Origin of the sequence: Paenibacillus sp. 102 (assembly GCF_039549175.1) — a bacterium.
Lineage (GTDB): Bacteria > Bacillota > Bacilli > Bacillales > Bacillaceae_G > Bacillus_A.
Genome location: NZ_JBCGHT010000001.1, coordinates 821807 through 838616 on the forward strand (window position 1 = coordinate 821807; position 16810 = coordinate 838616).

Below are 16810 nucleotides of genomic sequence, written 5' to 3' on the forward strand. Positions count from 1 at the left end.
TTAAACTTGTCCTATTTACTCCAAATTACTTCTCCCGTATGCGCATCAATATAGCGAATTTCTCGTCTCATGAAAAAATCAATATGATATGTTTCACTGCTCTCAGTTGTCGTTTGTTTATAAATAAGCTCATATTTTGATGGATCTGTATCATGATTTTTATGCCACTGTAATTCAACGCAGAGTGCATTTCTATATGTTTCTAACGCTTCTTCTTTACTTATCTTTGCATTTGTTTCATAAGTGCGTAACTCTTCTATTACGCTCTGAGATATTCCGCTATACATCATAACATTCCCTGTTGCTGTATCTATGTTAATCATAACCAATCAACAATCAACTGGAATACCATTTACATGCACATCAAAGCAGAATCTACCCGGACTTTCCTCTTCCTCATAGTTATCCCAAAGACGAAGATACTCTGCCACATTCGGAATGACTTGTTCTAAAAATCGGAGTGCTTTCTCTAAGCATTCTTCTCGTGACAATATTACTTTTTCATCTCTCCAAGAGAGGAGATTAAAATAATGAAGTAATGTACCTGACTCTTTATCAATTCCAATTACCATAGGATTTTCATATCGCAGCATAGGGGAATGTTTTTTATAAAAATCATCCATTAAGTAAGTTTGATTCTCTTCCTGCTCATTCTCCAATTCTTCTCTTGGAACAAACTTCATTCTTATTTCATTGTCACACTCTGCTTCAGAAATTTTCACAAATTCTTTCTCATCCAAGACCAGCAAACGAAATATATCTGTTTCTTGTTTATACTTATCCTGCGGTGCGCTTACCGTTACTGTAGGGGCTGATTGATACTGCTCTGGTTCATGTAAATCCTTCCCTGTACATGCATCAATAAACCCTACCCTTGGCTCTGGCTCATACACAAGACGATATTTACTCACTTCTTTGCCACTGCCATATTCGTATAAACTAGGAAATAATTCCGCAAATACAAGTCTCATATTCTGCCTATCTTTTAACTCTTCTAAAACATTTTTTTCATCTACAATCGATTCCGGCCATGTTGGTTTTTCTTTCAATCCATGATGATGTTGAAATGCTATAACATTTCCTGATGGATGAACCCGTACAATACACCCTGTATTCGGCAATGGATATCCATTTACTTCTTGTAAATAATGTACCGCTGGCATCCCGCACCAATCTCGCACATACACGTATGTATAATTCGCGTATTTATTTGGGATATATTTCTTTACAAACAAATGGGCAATTTCTTTCGTTTTTTCGTCATTTATTTCTTCATCATTACTTTGGAAATAATCTTCATCATCTATATCTAATTCTATCAGTTCACCTGTATGTCTATTTAAAGTAATACGTATATTCTTCTCTTCATCATCTTGATGCTCCCAAAACAATACATGCCAAGGCTCATCTACTGTTTTTTGATCATCTACAATAAGATGATATTTATCTGGAATTTCAATTATATGCGCGACTTGTTTTTTTCTTTCTTCGTTCTTTTGATTCATCATATCTCCCTTCTTTCTACATAATAAAAAGATTACCTACATCGTATCACATACATACTTTAATGAAAGAAAAGAAAAGACAAGCAGAATATACTCCTACTTATCTTTCATTTCACGCTATTTTAAACTGTTTCAAAATGTTTTTTGAAATCATTCTAAAAAGACAAAAAACTGAAACAATTAGTTCATACGAATTTCACATCAATCTATTACTATTAGAATTATACATAATCAATTTACTAACAATCTAATTTATTGATATATGAAAACCCTTTAGAAAGGAGTTAGCAAAATGAAAGCCAAATACCGTTTTATGATCTCATCATTTGCAGCATGTGCTTATATGATTTGGTATTTAGTATAAATAAGCAACCTTATTTGCAAATATGAAAAGGTGTGTATATAAATGAAATATAATCAATCAACCGTTAACTATTGGAAGGCGTTTGTATTACCTTATACGTTCGCTTTAGAAGAGTTAAAGACAAAATTCGAAATTATGAACCGGGAAGCTCAATTTCTAGAGGACTATAACCCGTTTGAACATATAAAAACAAGATTAAAACAACCTGATAGCATCGTTAAAAAACTTGAGCGCAAAAATTTAGCACCAACAATTGAAAACGCGCAAACACATTTGCAAGATATTATCGGTATCCGGATTACGTGTTGCTTTGTGGAAGATATTTATCACTTAAAACAAGTCATTGAAAATCGTGAAGATATGGAAATTGTAGAGACAAAAGACTACATCGCTAACCCAAAACAAAACGGTTATAAAAGTTTGCATATGATCATTAAGTATCCACTAGCGTTAAATTCTGGTACAAAAGAAGTATTTGCGGAAATTCAATTGCGCACACTTGCGATGGATTTCTGGGCCAGTTTAGAGCATAAACTCTACTATAAATATGAAGGGAATATCCCCGATTATTTAAAAGACGAACTCCATGATGCTGCCATGAAAGCTGAAGAGCTTGATAATAAAATGGCAACTATCCGCCAAGATATCGATGAAATTGAAGCATGTTCAAATCAAATTTTACTACCATTATAAAGAAAGGTTCTCCTTGTGCGAGAACCTTTTTATTTCTTTTCTATCGTCCGAACTTCTTCAATTTTCCAATGCTCCTCTTCTTTTCCAAGTGCATATTGCACCTTTTTTTGAAGATTACTTCCACCATCTATCTCTTTTTCTTCTGTTTCCACAATAACAAAATCACTTTTTGAGTCTTTGATTTGAACCTGATTCAGCTCAATTTTCTTGCTTTCTTTTTGAAACGCAGCTTCTTTTTGTGTACGTAAATCTTCAGCACCAACAATTTTGTCCGAAAACAAAGCCATATGTTGATCAAAGTTTTTTTCATTTGTTGTTTGAACAAACGCCTCAATCACATTTCGAACTTCTTTTTCATCTTCCGGTGTTACATGTATCTTTGCTTCCTGTTTCACCGTGATTTCTTTCTTCTTTACCTCTTTTTTCTCCGTTTCTTCCTGCGATTGACATCCTATTAATAATAATCCGATTGTAATAAAAACCCCAATTTTCTTAGTCAAATTTTGCATTCAATATTCCTCCCCCAAAAAAGAAAAAGCAAGGCGAAATGCCTCGCTTTACTCCATAACTATTGTCTGCCTTTATTAGGGTCACCGCCACCAACAATATCGAAGACACGTTTTGCTAAGTTTGTATTTTCTTGAACACCAGAGAATAGATATTTACCTGGTCCGAATGCATATACGTTCACATCTTCACCAGTATGTCCACCTGTTGTCCAGCCTGTAAATGAACGTTTATTAAAGATTTCTTCGATCGCATTATCGATTTTCGTTACATCTTTTGATGGTGCAATATCATTTACAGATTTAATTTCTTCTGGTGTTAATTGTAAATCAATATATTTTTTCAATGTTTCTTCTACATTCGCACCTTGTGCAATTTCATTTGCCATAAAGTCTGGTGTACGTTTTGCTGCTTTAATTGCATTTGCATTAAAGTTATATTCGCCGTTTACACCTAGAGAGAATCCACCAGTAGAATGGTCAGCTGTTGCGACAACTAATGTATGCTTATCTTTCTTCGCAAATTCAATCGCTGCTTTAAATGCTTTTTCGAAGTCTTCCATTTCACTCATAGCACCAACAACGTCATTATCATGTCCAGCCCAGTCAATTTGACTACCTTCTACCATTAAGAAGAAACCCTTATCGTTTTTATTTAAACGATTAATCGCTGCATTTGTCATTTCTTCTAATGAAGGTGTTTTTTCACTACGATCAATCATTTTATCTAGACCACCTGGTGCAAATAAACCAAGAATTTGATCATTTTTATCATTTAATAATTGCTCACGATCTGTGACATAGCTGTAACCAGACTTCTTAAATTCTTCTGTAAGATTGCGATCTTTTCTTACAAAGTTTTTCACACCACCACCGAGAAGAACATCTACTTTATGCTTTCCATTAACTTTTTCGTCAAAGTAATCATTTGCAATTGCATCCATGTTTTTACGGCTAATATCATGTGCACCAAAAGCCGCTGGCGTTGCATGTGTAATTTCAGAAGTCGCAACTAAGCCTGTTGACTTCCCTTTTTCTTTTGCTTGTTCAAGTACTGTTTTTACTTCTGTCTTATCATTATCCACCGAAATTGCTGCATTGTATGTTTTCACACCTGCTGCCATCGCTGTTGCCGCTGATGCAGAATCTGTAATATTTTGATGTTCATCCTCTGGATATGTCTTTTGTGCTCCTACAAGATGTTTATCAAATTCTGTTGACTCCATTTCAAATGATTTTGGATTATCTTTCATATAACGATGAGCAGTCATATACGAAGGTCCCATGCCATCTCCAATTAAAACAATTACATTCTTAATTTTTGGATCACTTGCTTTCCCGTCCGCTTTAATTACATCCGAACGTGTCACGCCCCACGTTACTACTGAAGTAAGTGCTAACGATGTCACAACCGCAAATGGCCATGCTTTCTTCATAAACTTTTTCACTTTTTATGTCCCCCTAATAGGTTATTAAGTTCCCAATACCCAATTTAAAGGAAAACTATTAAGGAAAAGTTAGTACTATGTAAACATTTTGTTAAGTTATGTAAATTTCCGTTATAATTTGTATATCTTTGTCTTATATTATCAAGCTTGATCGCCTTTACAAAACAGAAAGAAACACATGTGGATTTTTCAAAACTTTAAATGATTACTTTACATTCTCTCTACTTATAACTGAATATTTATTTTTTCATGATAAAATATTTCTACTAAATTAAAAGGGTGGTCATTCAATATGCAACAACTAAATGAATCTAGTATTTCACAGCTACTTTTTCTTTGCGAAACGATTGGATGGTTACAGCCTAAATCATTTATGCAAAAACAATTTGAAATGTACCTATCAATCGGAAGTTTATTTGGCTATACACATAACGAAAAACTAATTGCTACTGGCGGGGTATTCCCTTCCAATTCTGGATTTTCTTCTATCGGTATGCTAATGGTTCATCCCAATTTCCAAAAACAAGGAATCGGTCGTACCTTACTCGATATTTGTGTAAAGCAAGCACCACCTTCTCTTCCCGTTATGCTCATTGCAACCGATGCTGGCGCACCCTTGTACCAAACATATGGATTCACGACAATTACAACGATCCATCGCTTTGAAAAATTTGTTACAAATCCATCTATGTCCCCCACTCATTTGAAGAAAATTGGACAACATGATCTTCAATCTCTCATTAATCTTGATCAAAACGTAACGGGAGCACGTCGCCCAAGGCTCTATTCCATATTAATAGATAGGGCAACACTCGCATTTAAAATTGAAAGAAACCATAAGATAGAATCCTTTGCATTATGTATAAAAAAAGGAGCTACACTTTGTATTACTCCTCTTATCGCTAAGCACATGGAAGACGCAATTCAATTATTACAGTCTATTTGCACGAGCTGGAATGGAACAATCCGTATTGATGTTCCACACTCACAATTTACATTTCGAGCATACATGGAATCGCAGGGATTTCAAGAAACACTTATTTCACCGCTTATGATAAAAAACGGAAGCCATCTACCTGGAAATCGCGACCATTTATTTGCTATGATGGATGCAGCGTTATGTTAGAAAGGGGACACCTATTTGAAACGACTAAAATATGGTATGGTTAGTTGCCTTGCTCTCACATTATTAGTAAGTTGCAACGCTACCGAAAAACCAGTAGAAAAAGTGAAACAAGTAAAAAATACAATTGCAACAAAACTAAGTACAGATGAAAAAATGGTTGAAATAGACGGACAAACTATTTATTTCAAACAAATTGGGGATAAAAAACCACCTTTACTGATGCTTCATGGGTTTGGCGGATCTTCCAATGGTTTTAGCGATATTTATTCAGACTTAGCAAAAGACCATACAATCATCTCCGTTGATATTTTAGGATTTGGTCATTCATCCAAGCCGATGGATTACCATTATTCTTTTCCAAATCACGCCAATCTTTATTATAAGTTAATGAAAAAACTAGGCTATGATACATTTGCAATACTCGGTCACTCGATGGGAGGAGAAATCTCTCTCAATCTAACATACTTATATCCAAGTGCAGTTACTCATCTTATTTTAACTGATGCTACAGGCGCTATATCATTAACGAATAAAAACGCTTCCCCTAAACCCCAGTTATCAAATGATTTACATACTGTTTCTTCTATTACAGATTATGATGAAAGCAAAGTGAAATTTAAGCGCGATGATACGGAGCATTATAACCAAATGAAAATGTGGCCTAGACGTCTTCGTATTCATGCTAATGAAATTAAACTTCCAACTTTAATTATTTGGGGGAGAAATGACAGTAGTGTGTCATGGAAAGAAGGCGAGTCTTATCATCAATTTTTAAAAAACAGCACCTTCCATATTATAGAAAAAGGGTATCACGCACCCTTCCGCCAAGAACCGAAAGAATTTATGAGCTATGTCAAAGAATTCTTTGACAAGCACCCAATCGAAACAACAAAGTAACAAAAACGGGTATCTCACCTTTGAGATACCCGTTTCATATATTAAGCAGCTTGCTTCTGCCTCTTTTGTGTTTTTGATCCTAATAATTTAGGCACAATCCAGCCATCAAGTCCAATTTTTCCAGCATTCATGCCAGCAACTAAAACGAACATAGATAAAATAACCATTTGTGGATTTACACCTAGAGACCCACTAAACATATAGGAAAAGTTCATTACAAGGCCAAAAAAGACAGCTGTTTTTGTTAAACAACCTACAATTAAACCAATTCCAACTAGAATTTCTCCCCATGTTACAAGTGTGTTGAATAGATCCACATTCGGAATTGCAAAGTCTTGTAAAAATGATGCCCACCAAGACTGCACCGCTGGTTGTGCTCCTTTTGACTTTTCAATAGCCCCTTGCAAATATCCTGTCGCGTCAAATCCTTTTCCTTGTAGTTTACCGATTCCAGCTATTAGCCACGTGTACCCAAGATAAATACGGATAACTGCAAGTACAAAAGAAACTGCTTTATTTTCTCTTAAAAATTGAATAAACATATATTCCTCCCAATGTTGTAATTAAGTTAGTTACAGGAAATATCATAACATTAGTAACTCATTTTTCAAATGTTAATTATGAATGATTTGTGACAGTTACATGGAATGTAAAAAGCTAATATTTATATAGTTACTTTTATTTCCTTGTAAAAACTTGAAGATATCATAACATAATTGATAATCATTTTCATTAAAAAAGTGTGAAAAGTTTGTGTGGTAAATGTGAAACGCGCTTATCCTATATTCAGATAAACACGTTTTATTCTTTATATAATTCAAAGTAATATAAATTGGAAATACAATTGTTTCACGTTACTTTACAAGTTGATTTCGTATACACCTGTCTCTTCTAAAAAATCCTCTCTTGTTAGCACCTGCTTTTGCAAATGCTGTCTATATGCTGTAATCGTTCCATCATGTGAAACGATACAGATTCTTTCTGTGTGTACTGTATAACACCAATCGATGAATTCATCTGCTATACTCTGAAATTCCTTCTCTGAAATCGTATTTATCCCCTGATTCCATAACATATCGTTTGTACTTTCTCTTAAAGAAAAACTAGGAAATAACTCTTGAATTACCTTTATACTTAACAACCTATCACACGGTAATGTGTTTGCCCCCTCACGATAAGGAAAAATACGAGGAGAAATATATGGATGAGTTATTTTACGGCAAATTACTTGCGAGCTCCATATTGCAGCAGTCTGTAATGTTCGAAGCGTGGGACTTGCAAGTAATACATCGCTTTCTTGTAATGGTAAACTACTTTGGAGTAACATTGCTTGTTGTTCGCCTTCTTTCGTCAAAGGTGGATTCTCTAATTGCAAACTCATTGGTAAATCTTTTGTATGTTTCCCTTCACCATGTCTTATGAAAATAAACTTCATAGTTTTCCCTCTCCCACTACAAAATGAATGTGTATATCTTTCGTTATTACTTTTCTCTACCTTCTCTCCAGTTCCTTCCACCATTCCTGTAAAAAAGTTTTGACATATCAATTGGAAGTTATTATGATAATTTATGTAAAAGACTTTTTACAGATTTATCTTTAAAGGGGGAACTTAAAAATTATGAATTGGCTAATTTATTTTATCGGTATGATAATATGGGGATACATAAATGGTTTCTTTACAAGCGATAAAACTTCTGCACCTTGGATGAAAGATGATGAGCGTGAAAAAGAGATTAAACATAAAGCAATTGTAGCGAGTTGGTCAGGCGTGTTTCTGTTTTGTATCATTAGTCTCTTCAATAAATTATTAGGTTTAGGAGGCGGACAAAGATCACCTTACTTACCAGATCCTTTCGCGACCATTTTAAAGGAGAATGTAGAATTACAAATTTTACTTATCCTCTTCCTAATGTATGGAATTTATTATTTATATTATCGAAAAAAAATGAGTGCTTGAATAAATAAAAAATAGCGTGATACAAAATGAAGTCTTTCTTACTCGATTTATCTCAAACTCAACCAAGTCAATTATTTTTAAATAAAACAAAAATCATTCAACCTTTTAATTTTCAGCTTATGATTCTTTCCTAAATGGATATAGTAAAAGAGATAAAACGAAACCTACGGGAGGATTCATCAATGAACAACTCAAATGATTTCTTAGACACATTGCACGAAAAGCAAGCAAAGGACGAGCAAAATAGAAAGCGCCAAGGTAATGGAAACCCTGGAAAAAAGAAACCAAATAAAACACACAAATAATCATTGCACACGCTAAACAAAGCCACCTAAAATTCACATTTTAGGTGGCTTTGTTAATCCTCTTTTACAGAAATAACATCCTCCCAATTCCACTTTTCATAATATGGCTGGGGAACATCTATATTTTCAATCCACTTCTTCGCATTTGCTCCATCCCCATTCGCCAACCACATGTCAGCTGTTTTACGATTTGAGCGTATCCAAGTCAGCTGATTGTTACGTTTCATATACAAAGGATGATAATCTCCATATTTTTTAGGAGGTATTGTAATCTTTCGTTGTAAATTCGTTTCAATATTAACTTGATATAAAGAAGGTAATGATCTTTTTTCTTCTTCGTTTTCCCACTCCATCTCTCTTGCTCTTGAAAGTGTAATCAGTTTGTCGTCATACCATGTAAAATCCCAATCAACATATCCTTTCGGAGTAAATTTTTCTTGCTGAAGAGCTGGCACTTCTTTTACTTTTAAATGCTTATTTTCTAACGCAAACCTCCCGCTCCCCTCAATATAAGCTAATATATTTTTCGACGGTGCCCACTGTATCCACCCGCTGTTTAATAACATTTGATCTACCTTTTCAAAATGACTTCCATCCGCTTTCAAAAGACAAAGTGTATTACTATCAGCTGACCATGAAGCTGTTGGTACAGCTAAAAAAGTAATCCACTTTTGATTTGGAGACCACTTGAAATCACTTGCAACATAAGCTAAGAAATCCTCCTGCATACTCGGTAATGAATACAGATGCTTCATTTTATTTGGATTCATTCCAGCATCCTTTTGTACTTCGTATAGCTGCGCTCCTGTCCAACCTGTTGGAAGTAACTGAGCCTCAGACGAAACAAGAAATCTCTTTCCATCCGGATACCATGCGTAGTCCCCCACACCTGATGATACATTTTCAAACGTTGCATTCTTCTTCTCTGCATCAAATGTATTTAATGTGCCTGTAAATTCAAAAGCAATTATATTTTCTACCGGCGACCATTGATAATTTATTGCTTCTGTCTGAGACGGAACAACTTTTTCCCCATCCGCAACGCGGTACAATTCAAGCCAATTTTGTTCTTCCCCTTTTGCGTATGCCATCCATTTTCCATCGTATGACCATTTAGGTTTTGTTATGTACTCTCCTTTTGTTATTTGCTTTTCTTTTCCATCGATTTTTATCCAAAGATCATGGTCACGAATGAAAGCAACTTGAACCGCTCTACTCTCTGCGCTACTAACTGACATCATAAGAAAAAATAGAATTACAGCTATAGAGCAACTAGCCATCATTTTTTTCACGATGTAATCTCACCTCTTTTCCTTTTTCATAGCATCCCTCACATTTAGTCTGCTATATACAAAATCCCTAAAAACCTAACAAAATAACCTATATTTTTACATTTCCCACAACAAAAACCATAAAATATTTTGAATTTTCAGAGGATTTTGCAGTATTATGTCAAATTTATGATGTAGCCAACATTCATGTTGTTTTACACAAATCCATACGAGAGGATTATCGATACATTTTGAGAGGGTTGGCACATTTTATTAGGGGGAGTTTCAATGAAAAAAACTACATCTGCATTACTAAGTATGGCACTCGTTTTTTCAAGTTTTGGTGCATTAAGCGCACATGCCGAAACGCTGCAAAAGGAAAAGCAATTTAGCCCAGAGCTAAAAGCAAACATTCAGCAGTGGGGGGAAAATAAAATTGCAGCAAATGTCGATACGAAAACATCAAAAGAAATATCAGTAATCGTCGAATTGCAACATGCTCCACTTGCTTCACAAGGGAATATTCAACATGCTCCAGACTTACAAAATAGCAATGCAAAATCTTATCATGCTGGGCTCAAGAAGGCACAAGAGGATACTACAAAAAAAATAAAAGAAAAAGTACCTCAAGTAAAAATAAAAGAAACCTATAGTACATTATTTTCTGGCTTCTCTATTTCTGTTCCAGGAGATCAAATTGCCAACCTTGCTTCTTTACCGGAAGTAAAAGCGATTTATCCAAATTTAACATATAAGTTACCTACCCCAGCCAAAAGCCAAGGTGGTCCAGAAAACCCAAATATCGGCGGACCAACAGTCGGTGCACCTGAAGCTTGGAATTTGAAGGATCCGACTGGTAAACCTTTAGACGGAAAAGGCATGAAAGTAGCTGTTATCGATTCTGGTGTTGACTATACACACCCTGATTTAAAAGCAAATTATATCGGTGGATATGATGCTGTTGACGAAGATAATGATCCAATGGATGGTAATGTGCACGGAACCCATGTCGCTGGTATTATTGCTGCTAATGGAAATATAAAAGGAATTGCACCAAACGCTTCTATCCTAGCTTATCGTGTTATGAATGACATGGGCCTTGGGTCAACTGAAGATATTATTCAAGGGATCGAACGTGCCATTCAAGATGGTGCAGACGTCCTCAATTTATCACTAGGACAAAGTTTAAACGTACCAGGTCAACCAGTAACACTCGCATTAGAACGTGCAGCGAAACTTGGGGTCACTGCCGTTATTTCAAATGGTAATGATGGGCCACATCCTTGGTCTGTTGATGCGCCAGCAAACGCAAGCAGCGTCATTTCTGTTGGGGCTTCCACTACTTCTATCCCGTTTCCAACATTCCAAGTAGCCGGTTCCAATAAAACATATCAAGGGCTACCATTATCAAAATCAAATTTTCCGACAGGAACAGGCGCTCCTCTTGTCTACGTTGGTTACGGTTCAGCGGGTGATTATGCAAAACAAGATGTAAAAGGCAAGTTCGCTCTTGTTTTACAAGGAACCTCTAGTACTTTAGTAAAAGCAGAACAAGCAAAACAAGCCGGTGCTCTTGGTGTTCTATTCATTTCCAACGAAAAAGAAATTGCTATGATGCCAGAATATTTTTCTCGTGAAGAAACTGCCGTTCCAGTTATGCAACTTTCAAATGCGAATGGAGAAGAATTAAAAAATTTAATTACAAAGCGCAAGAAAAACATAACAATTGGGCAACCAAACCAAACCGAACTCATTGGTAATTTTAGTTCACGCGGACCATCACAAGGAAGCTGGCTTGTGAAACCTGATATTGTAGCACCAGGTGTGAAAATTACTAGCACGGTACCAAGAGGTGGCTATGAATCGCACAATGGTACAAGTATGGCTGCACCACAAGTAGCTGGAGCAGCAGCTCTCATTCGCCAAATGCATCCAGACTGGTCAGCAGAACAATTAAAAGCATCACTTGCAAATACAGCTAAAACATTAAAAGATGTAAATGAAAACACGTATCCTGTTATGACACAAGGATCCGGCCTAATTAATATTCCAAAAGCATTGCAAACAGAAACATTAGTAACACCAAATAATGTGAGCTTCGGCCTTATTAAACCAAATAGCGGAAAGGTGAAGTTAACGCAAAATATTGCATTACAAAACCGTTCTAATAAAAAGAAAACGTATTCGACTCGTGTTGAACTAATAGAAACAAAGTCTGGGGTTCGTACCTCTTTCCCTTCTTCTATTAGCGTACAAGCAAGCAGCAATGTAGAAAAACCTTTTACAATTACTGTAGATAGCTCCTTACCACAAGGTGTATATACAGGAAATGTATATGTAAAAGAACGTGGAAGCAATGAAGAAATCCGTATCCCATTTACATTTAGCATTGATCCAAAAGATTATAAACGTATTGACGGTTTAGAAGTTGTCAATTCTACCTTTAGTCCAAACGGTGATACGATACTAGATGACAACCTCATTCACTACTATTTAGCTACACCAGTTGATCATGTAACATTACATGCGAACTTAATTACGAAAGATCGCGTAACGTATCAAGGAATTATTTATGAAGGAAAAAATGAAACAGCAGGATATAAACCATTAAAATGGAGTGGCACAAAAGCTGATGGTTCACAGTTACCTGATGGCTTATATCAAATCGAAGCTGTTGCCTCAAATTCTGGCGGTGAAACAAAACAAACAGCAGCAGTATTTATTGATCGAAATGCGCCAAAGTTATCAGCTGAAGTAGATCAAGAAAACCTTGTTATTAAAGGAAAAGTCGATGATATATTACTAGATTGGATGACAGAGTCAGGCTGGATTGCTCCAGGTCTTCCTGTTACAATGCAATATGAAATCAATGGAAATGGAGCATGGGAATCTGCATTCGTGAACGCTTGGGAAAAGAACTTTGGCATTTATTTTGAACGTGAACAATTACAACAAGGAAAGAATACGATTCACATTGTAGCAACAGATGCTGCTGGAAATAAATCGGAATTAAATGTTGATTTAGAAGTAAAATAAAATGTCATCCTCTTCCGTATTTTTAAAAATTATTGTTGACAACTTTTCAAATATAGTTTTATAATACAAAACATAGTTTAGTTGAACGAATTATATATTGGCTTTGAAGGAATCTTAGTAGCGACTTATATCCCTGTTTAAGAGAACTGATGGTTGGTGCGAATCAGTACATATACAAGCGTGAATTACAATTCTGGAGCTTCTTTCCCGTAGTACAATTATGTATGAAGAGAAAGACGGATCTTTCCGTTATCTTAAAGTGAGTGGTAAACAATTTTTTCTGTTTACAAGTAGGGTGGTACCGCGATTTCTATCGTCCCTATCGGATTTTCCGATAGGGGCTTTTTTGCGTCCCCTCTTTTAAACAATTTCATATATTACGCGTTGAAAGAATCGCAGTAGTAACTTATATCCCTGTTTCAGAGAGCTGATGGTTGGTGTGAATCAGTACATATACAAGTGCGAATTACAATTCTGGAGCTTCTTTTTCGTAGTGCCGTTCGGGTATGAAGGAAAAGACGGATTTTTCCGTTATCAGCAACTAAGATGTAAGCAAATTGTCGCTTACAAATAGGGTGGTACCGCGATTTTTTCGCCCCTATCGATTTTTTCGATAGGGGCTTTTTCTATTTCTCACGAAAAAGAAATGTTAAATAATTCCGAATCTTATGATAGAATTTTATAAGCGCTTACAATTATTGAGAGGTGGTGATACATACAAAAGGAACCGCAACAATTTTTACAGAAAAAAAAGGAGGATGTCTTTCATGACAAAGAAAACAGAAATTCCATCACATTTAAAACCATTTGTATCAACTCAGCATTACGACCAGTACACCCCGGTGAACCACGCTGTGTGGCGTTACATTATGAGACAAAATCATAGCTTTCTAAAAGATGTCGCACATCCAGCCTATGTAAACGGACTCCAATCATCCGGTATTAATATAGATGCGATTCCAAAGGTTGAAGAAATGAATGAATGCTTAGCACCAAGTGGCTGGGGCGCCGTAACAATTGACGGCCTTATTCCTGGTGTAGCGTTCTTTGACTTCCAAGGGCATGGCTTATTACCGATTGCAACAGATATTCGTAAAGTGGAAAACATTGAATATACGCCAGCCCCTGATATCGTTCATGAAGCAGCTGGACATGCACCGATTTTACTTGATCCTACATATGCAAAATATGTAAAACGATTTGGACAAATTGGAGCAAAAGCATTTTCAACGAAAGAAGAACACGATGCTTTTGAAGCTGTGCGTACTTTAACCATTGTGAAGGAAAGTCCAACTTCTACAACGGAAGAAGTTTCAGCAGCTGAAAAAGAAGTTATGGAAAAGCAAAAACTTGTTTCTGGCTTATCAGAGGCAGAGCAAATTTCGCGTCTCTTCTGGTGGACAGTCGAGTACGGTTTAATTGGAGATATAAATAACCCGAAAATTTACGGAGCAGGTCTTCTTTCTTCGGTTGGTGAAAGTAAGCATTGCTTAACAGACGCTGTAGAAAAAGTTCCATTCTCAATTGAAGCTTGCACAAAAACGACTTATGACGTTACGAAAATGCAGCCTCAGCTATTTGTATGCGGGTCATTTGAAGAGCTAACAGAGGCACTTGAAAACTTCTCTGAAACAATGGCTTTTAAAACAGGTGGTGCAGAAGGATTAGAAAAAGCAATTCGTTCTGAAAACAATGCAACTGCTGAATTAAGTAGTGGGTTACAAATTACAGGTACATTTACAGAGACAATTCAAAATGATGCTGGTGAAGTGATTTATATGAAAACAAATACACCAACTGCATTAGCACTAAACAATAAACAACTACCGAATCATTCTACAGCTGTACATCAAGATGGCTTTGGTACACCAGTTGGTTTATTGGAAGGCAATATCTCACTCGAAGATCGCACTGATGAGGAGTTACAATCACTAGGCATTATCATCGGTAATCGTGCGGAACTATCCTTTGTCAGCGGTGTTCATGTAAAAGGAACAGTAACGGATATTGTGAAAAACAATGAGCAGATCGCTCTTATTTCATTCACAGATTGCACAGTTGTTTACAAAGATCGTCTATTATTTGATGCTTCATGGGGTGCGTTTGACATGGCAGTTGGGGCAAAAATCGCTTCTGTATTCCCAGGCGCAGCAGATGCAGCTGCATTTTTCCCGGTAGATGAAGAAGTAGAAGAAACACCAGCACCGCTTACATTAACGGAGCTGGATCGTATGTATCAAACTGTTCGTGATATTCGAAATGAAGGCGCGCTGCAAGATTCACACGTAGAACAATTAGTAGCCATTCAAGAGGTACTAAATAAGTTCTATACAAAGGAATGGTTACTTCGTCTTGAAATTTTAGAATTACTTTTAGAGCATAACAAAGGGCATAAAGCATCTGCTGCATTATTACAACAACTTTCTACTTTTACAGAAAATGAATCTGTACAACGTTTAATTAACAATGGTGTTGCCCTACTTCCAATAAAGGATGTGAAAAAGAATGCTACGACTAACAGATGAGGAAGTACAAAAAGAATTAATGAAGCTGGATAAATGGACAGTGAAAGATGAAAAATGGATTGAAAGAAAATATATGTTTTCCGACTACTTAAAAGGTGTCGAATTTGTCTCTGAAGCCGCCAAACTATCAGAAGAACACAACCACCATCCATTTATCCTTATCCAGTATAAAGCAGTCATTATCACTTTGTCATCATGGAATGCAAAAGGCCTAACTAAACTTGATTTTGAACTTGCAAGACAGTTTAATGAGCTTTTTTTACAAAATGAAAAAGCAATTATAAGAAAGTAAAAAAGAGAAGCCTTGATTAGGCTTCTCCTTTTGTAATGAAGTGAATACAGTGACCAAATGGATCCTCAACTTGCAATATTCCATCTTTGTACGTCGCAACCGCGCCAATATATTTTAAGCTTTCACACACTTGCTCTTTTTCTTTTTCATCTGCTAATACAATAGTGAAATATTTCAAACCAACAGAATTTGGCATTTGTGGCGGCACACCTTCGCCTTGCCATGTGTTTAACCCAACATGATGATGATAACCACCAGCTGAAACAAATAACGCACCATTTCGAGCTGGAATCGTCACTTCAAATCCAAGTCCATCTACATAAAAACGTTTTGCTTCTTCTAAATCAGCTACATGGAGATGAATATGTCCCATTACTGTTCCGCTTGGGAATCCATTCCACTCATTTGCTTGTTCTAATAATCCTTCACCATCTAATGGATTGCTAACAAACGGAAGCTCTCCCTTTTCATCACGCCACGCTTCTTTTTGACGGTCATGATAAATTTCGATCCCATTTCCATCTGGGTCAGCTAAATAAATCGCTTCGCTAAAATAGTGGTCTGCCCCACCATGCAACGGATACACTTTTTGCACAAGATGAAGAAGAATATTTGCTAAATCTTGTCTATTTGGTAGTAAGATTGCAAAGTGATATAAACCAGTACGACTTCTTTGTTTTGGAAGAACATTTTCTTTCTCCGCTATTATAAGAAGTGGTTCATTATTTTCATTGCCAAGTGTAGCAATATTCTCTTCTTTTATTACCACTTTCAGTCGTAATACATCCGTATAAAATGCTATAGACTGTTGTAAGTTCGATACATCTAAATGAACCGCACCGAGTGTTGTGTTGGGATGAAGTTGAAAGCTCATATTGTTATACC

Annotated in this window: 14 protein-coding genes, 1 pseudogene and 2 other annotated features; of the genes and pseudogenes, 8 read left to right on the forward strand and 7 right to left on the reverse strand. The window is 36.1% G+C overall.

The features are described from left to right. Positions 1-11: 11 nt before the first annotated feature. A pseudogene (locus AAIE21_RS04395) lies at positions 12-1508 on the reverse strand (YcdB/YcdC domain-containing protein). 403 nt (positions 1509-1911) lie between these two features. Here AAIE21_RS04395 and AAIE21_RS04400 point away from each other — a divergent pair. Further along, positions 1912-2562 carry a GTP pyrophosphokinase gene (locus AAIE21_RS04400; protein ID WP_343265623.1) on the forward strand — a complete coding sequence of 217 codons (651 nt, stop codon included), beginning with the start codon at positions 1912-1914 and terminating at the stop codon, positions 2560-2562. Positions 2563-2591: 29 nt separating this feature from the next. Here the strand turns inward: AAIE21_RS04400 and AAIE21_RS04405 are convergent, their stop codons facing one another. Together AAIE21_RS04405 and AAIE21_RS04410 are read right to left on the reverse strand one after the other, a co-directional pair. Beyond that, positions 2592-3071, reverse strand: coding sequence for a Cif family virulence factor (locus tag AAIE21_RS04405; protein ID WP_343265624.1), 480 nt, complete (start codon positions 3069-3071; stop codon positions 2592-2594). A gap of 59 nt (positions 3072-3130) precedes the next feature. Then, positions 3131-4516 carry an alkaline phosphatase gene (locus AAIE21_RS04410; protein ID WP_343265625.1) on the reverse strand — a complete coding sequence of 462 codons (1386 nt, stop codon included), beginning with the start codon at positions 4514-4516 and terminating at the stop codon, positions 3131-3133. A 292-nt stretch (positions 4517-4808) separates the two neighbouring features. Between AAIE21_RS04410 and AAIE21_RS04415 the strand changes: the two genes are divergently transcribed. Continuing rightward, positions 4809-5642, forward strand: a complete 834-nt coding sequence (locus tag AAIE21_RS04415; protein WP_343265626.1) for a GNAT family N-acetyltransferase — start codon at positions 4809-4811, stop codon at positions 5640-5642. A gap of 15 nt (positions 5643-5657) precedes the next feature. Next, on the forward strand, positions 5658-6539 hold the full coding sequence (locus AAIE21_RS04420; RefSeq protein ID WP_343265627.1) for an alpha/beta fold hydrolase: 882 nt from the start codon (positions 5658-5660) through the stop codon (positions 6537-6539). 41 nt (positions 6540-6580) lie between these two features. Here the strand turns inward: AAIE21_RS04420 and AAIE21_RS04425 are convergent, their stop codons facing one another. Together AAIE21_RS04425 and AAIE21_RS04430 are read right to left on the reverse strand one after the other, a co-directional pair. After that, positions 6581-7081, reverse strand: coding sequence for a DoxX family protein (locus AAIE21_RS04425; protein ID WP_343265628.1), 501 nt, complete (start codon positions 7079-7081; stop codon positions 6581-6583). A gap of 317 nt (positions 7082-7398) precedes the next feature. Next, positions 7399-7974 (reverse strand): histidine phosphatase family protein, encoded by a 576-nt coding sequence (locus tag AAIE21_RS04430; RefSeq protein ID WP_343265629.1) that lies wholly within the window; start codon positions 7972-7974, stop codon positions 7399-7401. Positions 7975-8157: 183 nt separating this feature from the next. Here AAIE21_RS04430 and AAIE21_RS04435 point away from each other — a divergent pair, with 183 nt between their 5' ends. Further along, a complete protein-coding gene (locus tag AAIE21_RS04435) occupies positions 8158-8496 on the forward strand; it encodes a phosphoglycerate mutase (protein ID WP_343265630.1) in 339 nt (112 codons plus the stop codon). A gap of 182 nt (positions 8497-8678) precedes the next feature. Further along, positions 8679-8801, forward strand: coding sequence for a DUF4023 domain-containing protein (locus tag AAIE21_RS04440; RefSeq protein ID WP_343265631.1), 123 nt, complete (start codon positions 8679-8681; stop codon positions 8799-8801). Positions 8802-8854: 53 nt separating this feature from the next. Here AAIE21_RS04440 and AAIE21_RS04445 read toward each other — a convergent pair whose 3' ends face one another. Then, the gene (locus AAIE21_RS04445) at positions 8855-10042 is read right to left on the reverse strand and encodes a TolB family protein (protein ID WP_481858660.1); all 1188 of its coding nucleotides are present in this window, start codon (positions 10040-10042) and stop codon (positions 8855-8857) included. 318 nt (positions 10043-10360) lie between these two features. Here AAIE21_RS04445 and AAIE21_RS04450 point away from each other — a divergent pair, with 318 nt between their 5' ends. The 3 genes from AAIE21_RS04450 (at position 10361) to AAIE21_RS04460 (ending at position 15925) form a co-directional block, all read left to right on the forward strand. Beyond that, the gene (locus AAIE21_RS04450) at positions 10361-13108 is read left to right on the forward strand and encodes a S8 family serine peptidase (RefSeq protein ID WP_343265633.1); all 2748 of its coding nucleotides are present in this window, start codon (positions 10361-10363) and stop codon (positions 13106-13108) included. Between the two features lie 94 nt (positions 13109-13202). Next, positions 13203-13432: a binding site (T-box leader), on the forward strand. A gap of 51 nt (positions 13433-13483) precedes the next feature. Continuing rightward, positions 13484-13711, forward strand: a binding site (T-box leader). A 164-nt stretch (positions 13712-13875) separates the two neighbouring features. Next, positions 13876-15633 carry an aromatic amino acid hydroxylase gene (locus tag AAIE21_RS04455; protein WP_343265634.1) on the forward strand — a complete coding sequence of 586 codons (1758 nt, stop codon included), beginning with the start codon at positions 13876-13878 and terminating at the stop codon, positions 15631-15633. Next, positions 15614-15925 (forward strand): 4a-hydroxytetrahydrobiopterin dehydratase, encoded by a 312-nt coding sequence (locus tag AAIE21_RS04460; protein ID WP_343265635.1) that lies wholly within the window; start codon positions 15614-15616, stop codon positions 15923-15925. Before AAIE21_RS04455 ends, AAIE21_RS04460 begins: the two co-directional genes overlap by 20 nt. A 16-nt stretch (positions 15926-15941) precedes the next feature. Here the strand turns inward: AAIE21_RS04460 and AAIE21_RS04465 are convergent, their stop codons facing one another. Then, a complete protein-coding gene (locus AAIE21_RS04465) occupies positions 15942-16799 on the reverse strand; it encodes a VOC family protein (protein WP_343265636.1) in 858 nt (285 codons plus the stop codon). Between the last annotated feature and the right edge of the window lie 11 nt (positions 16800-16810).

Bases quoted from the DNA above. Each gene is read 5' to 3' on its own strand.
- AAIE21_RS04455 (WP_343265634.1), top strand. From the start codon at position 13,876: ATGACAAAGAAAACAGAAATTCCATCACATTTAAAACCATTTGTATCA.
- AAIE21_RS04450 (WP_343265633.1), top strand. From the start codon at position 10,361: ATGAAAAAAACTACATCTGCATTACTAAGTATGGCACTCGTTTTTTCA.
- AAIE21_RS04445 (WP_481858660.1), bottom strand. From the start codon at position 10,042: ATGATGTCAGTTAGTAGCGCAGAGAGTAGAGCGGTTCAAGTTGCTTTC.
- AAIE21_RS04415 (WP_343265626.1), top strand. From the start codon at position 4,809: ATGCAACAACTAAATGAATCTAGTATTTCACAGCTACTTTTTCTTTGC.
- AAIE21_RS04465 (WP_343265636.1), bottom strand. From the start codon at position 16,799: ATGAGCTTTCAACTTCATCCCAACACAACACTCGGTGCGGTTCATTTA.
- AAIE21_RS04425 (WP_343265628.1), bottom strand. From the start codon at position 7,081: ATGTTTATTCAATTTTTAAGAGAAAATAAAGCAGTTTCTTTTGTACTT.
- AAIE21_RS04460 (WP_343265635.1), top strand. From the start codon at position 15,614: ATGCTACGACTAACAGATGAGGAAGTACAAAAAGAATTAATGAAGCTG.
- AAIE21_RS04440 (WP_343265631.1), top strand. From the start codon at position 8,679: ATGAACAACTCAAATGATTTCTTAGACACATTGCACGAAAAGCAAGCA.
- AAIE21_RS04405 (WP_343265624.1), bottom strand. From the start codon at position 3,071: ATGCAAAATTTGACTAAGAAAATTGGGGTTTTTATTACAATCGGATTA.
- AAIE21_RS04435 (WP_343265630.1), top strand. From the start codon at position 8,158: ATGAATTGGCTAATTTATTTTATCGGTATGATAATATGGGGATACATA.
- AAIE21_RS04400 (WP_343265623.1), top strand. From the start codon at position 1,912: ATGAAATATAATCAATCAACCGTTAACTATTGGAAGGCGTTTGTATTA.
- AAIE21_RS04430 (WP_343265629.1), bottom strand. From the start codon at position 7,974: ATGAAGTTTATTTTCATAAGACATGGTGAAGGGAAACATACAAAAGAT.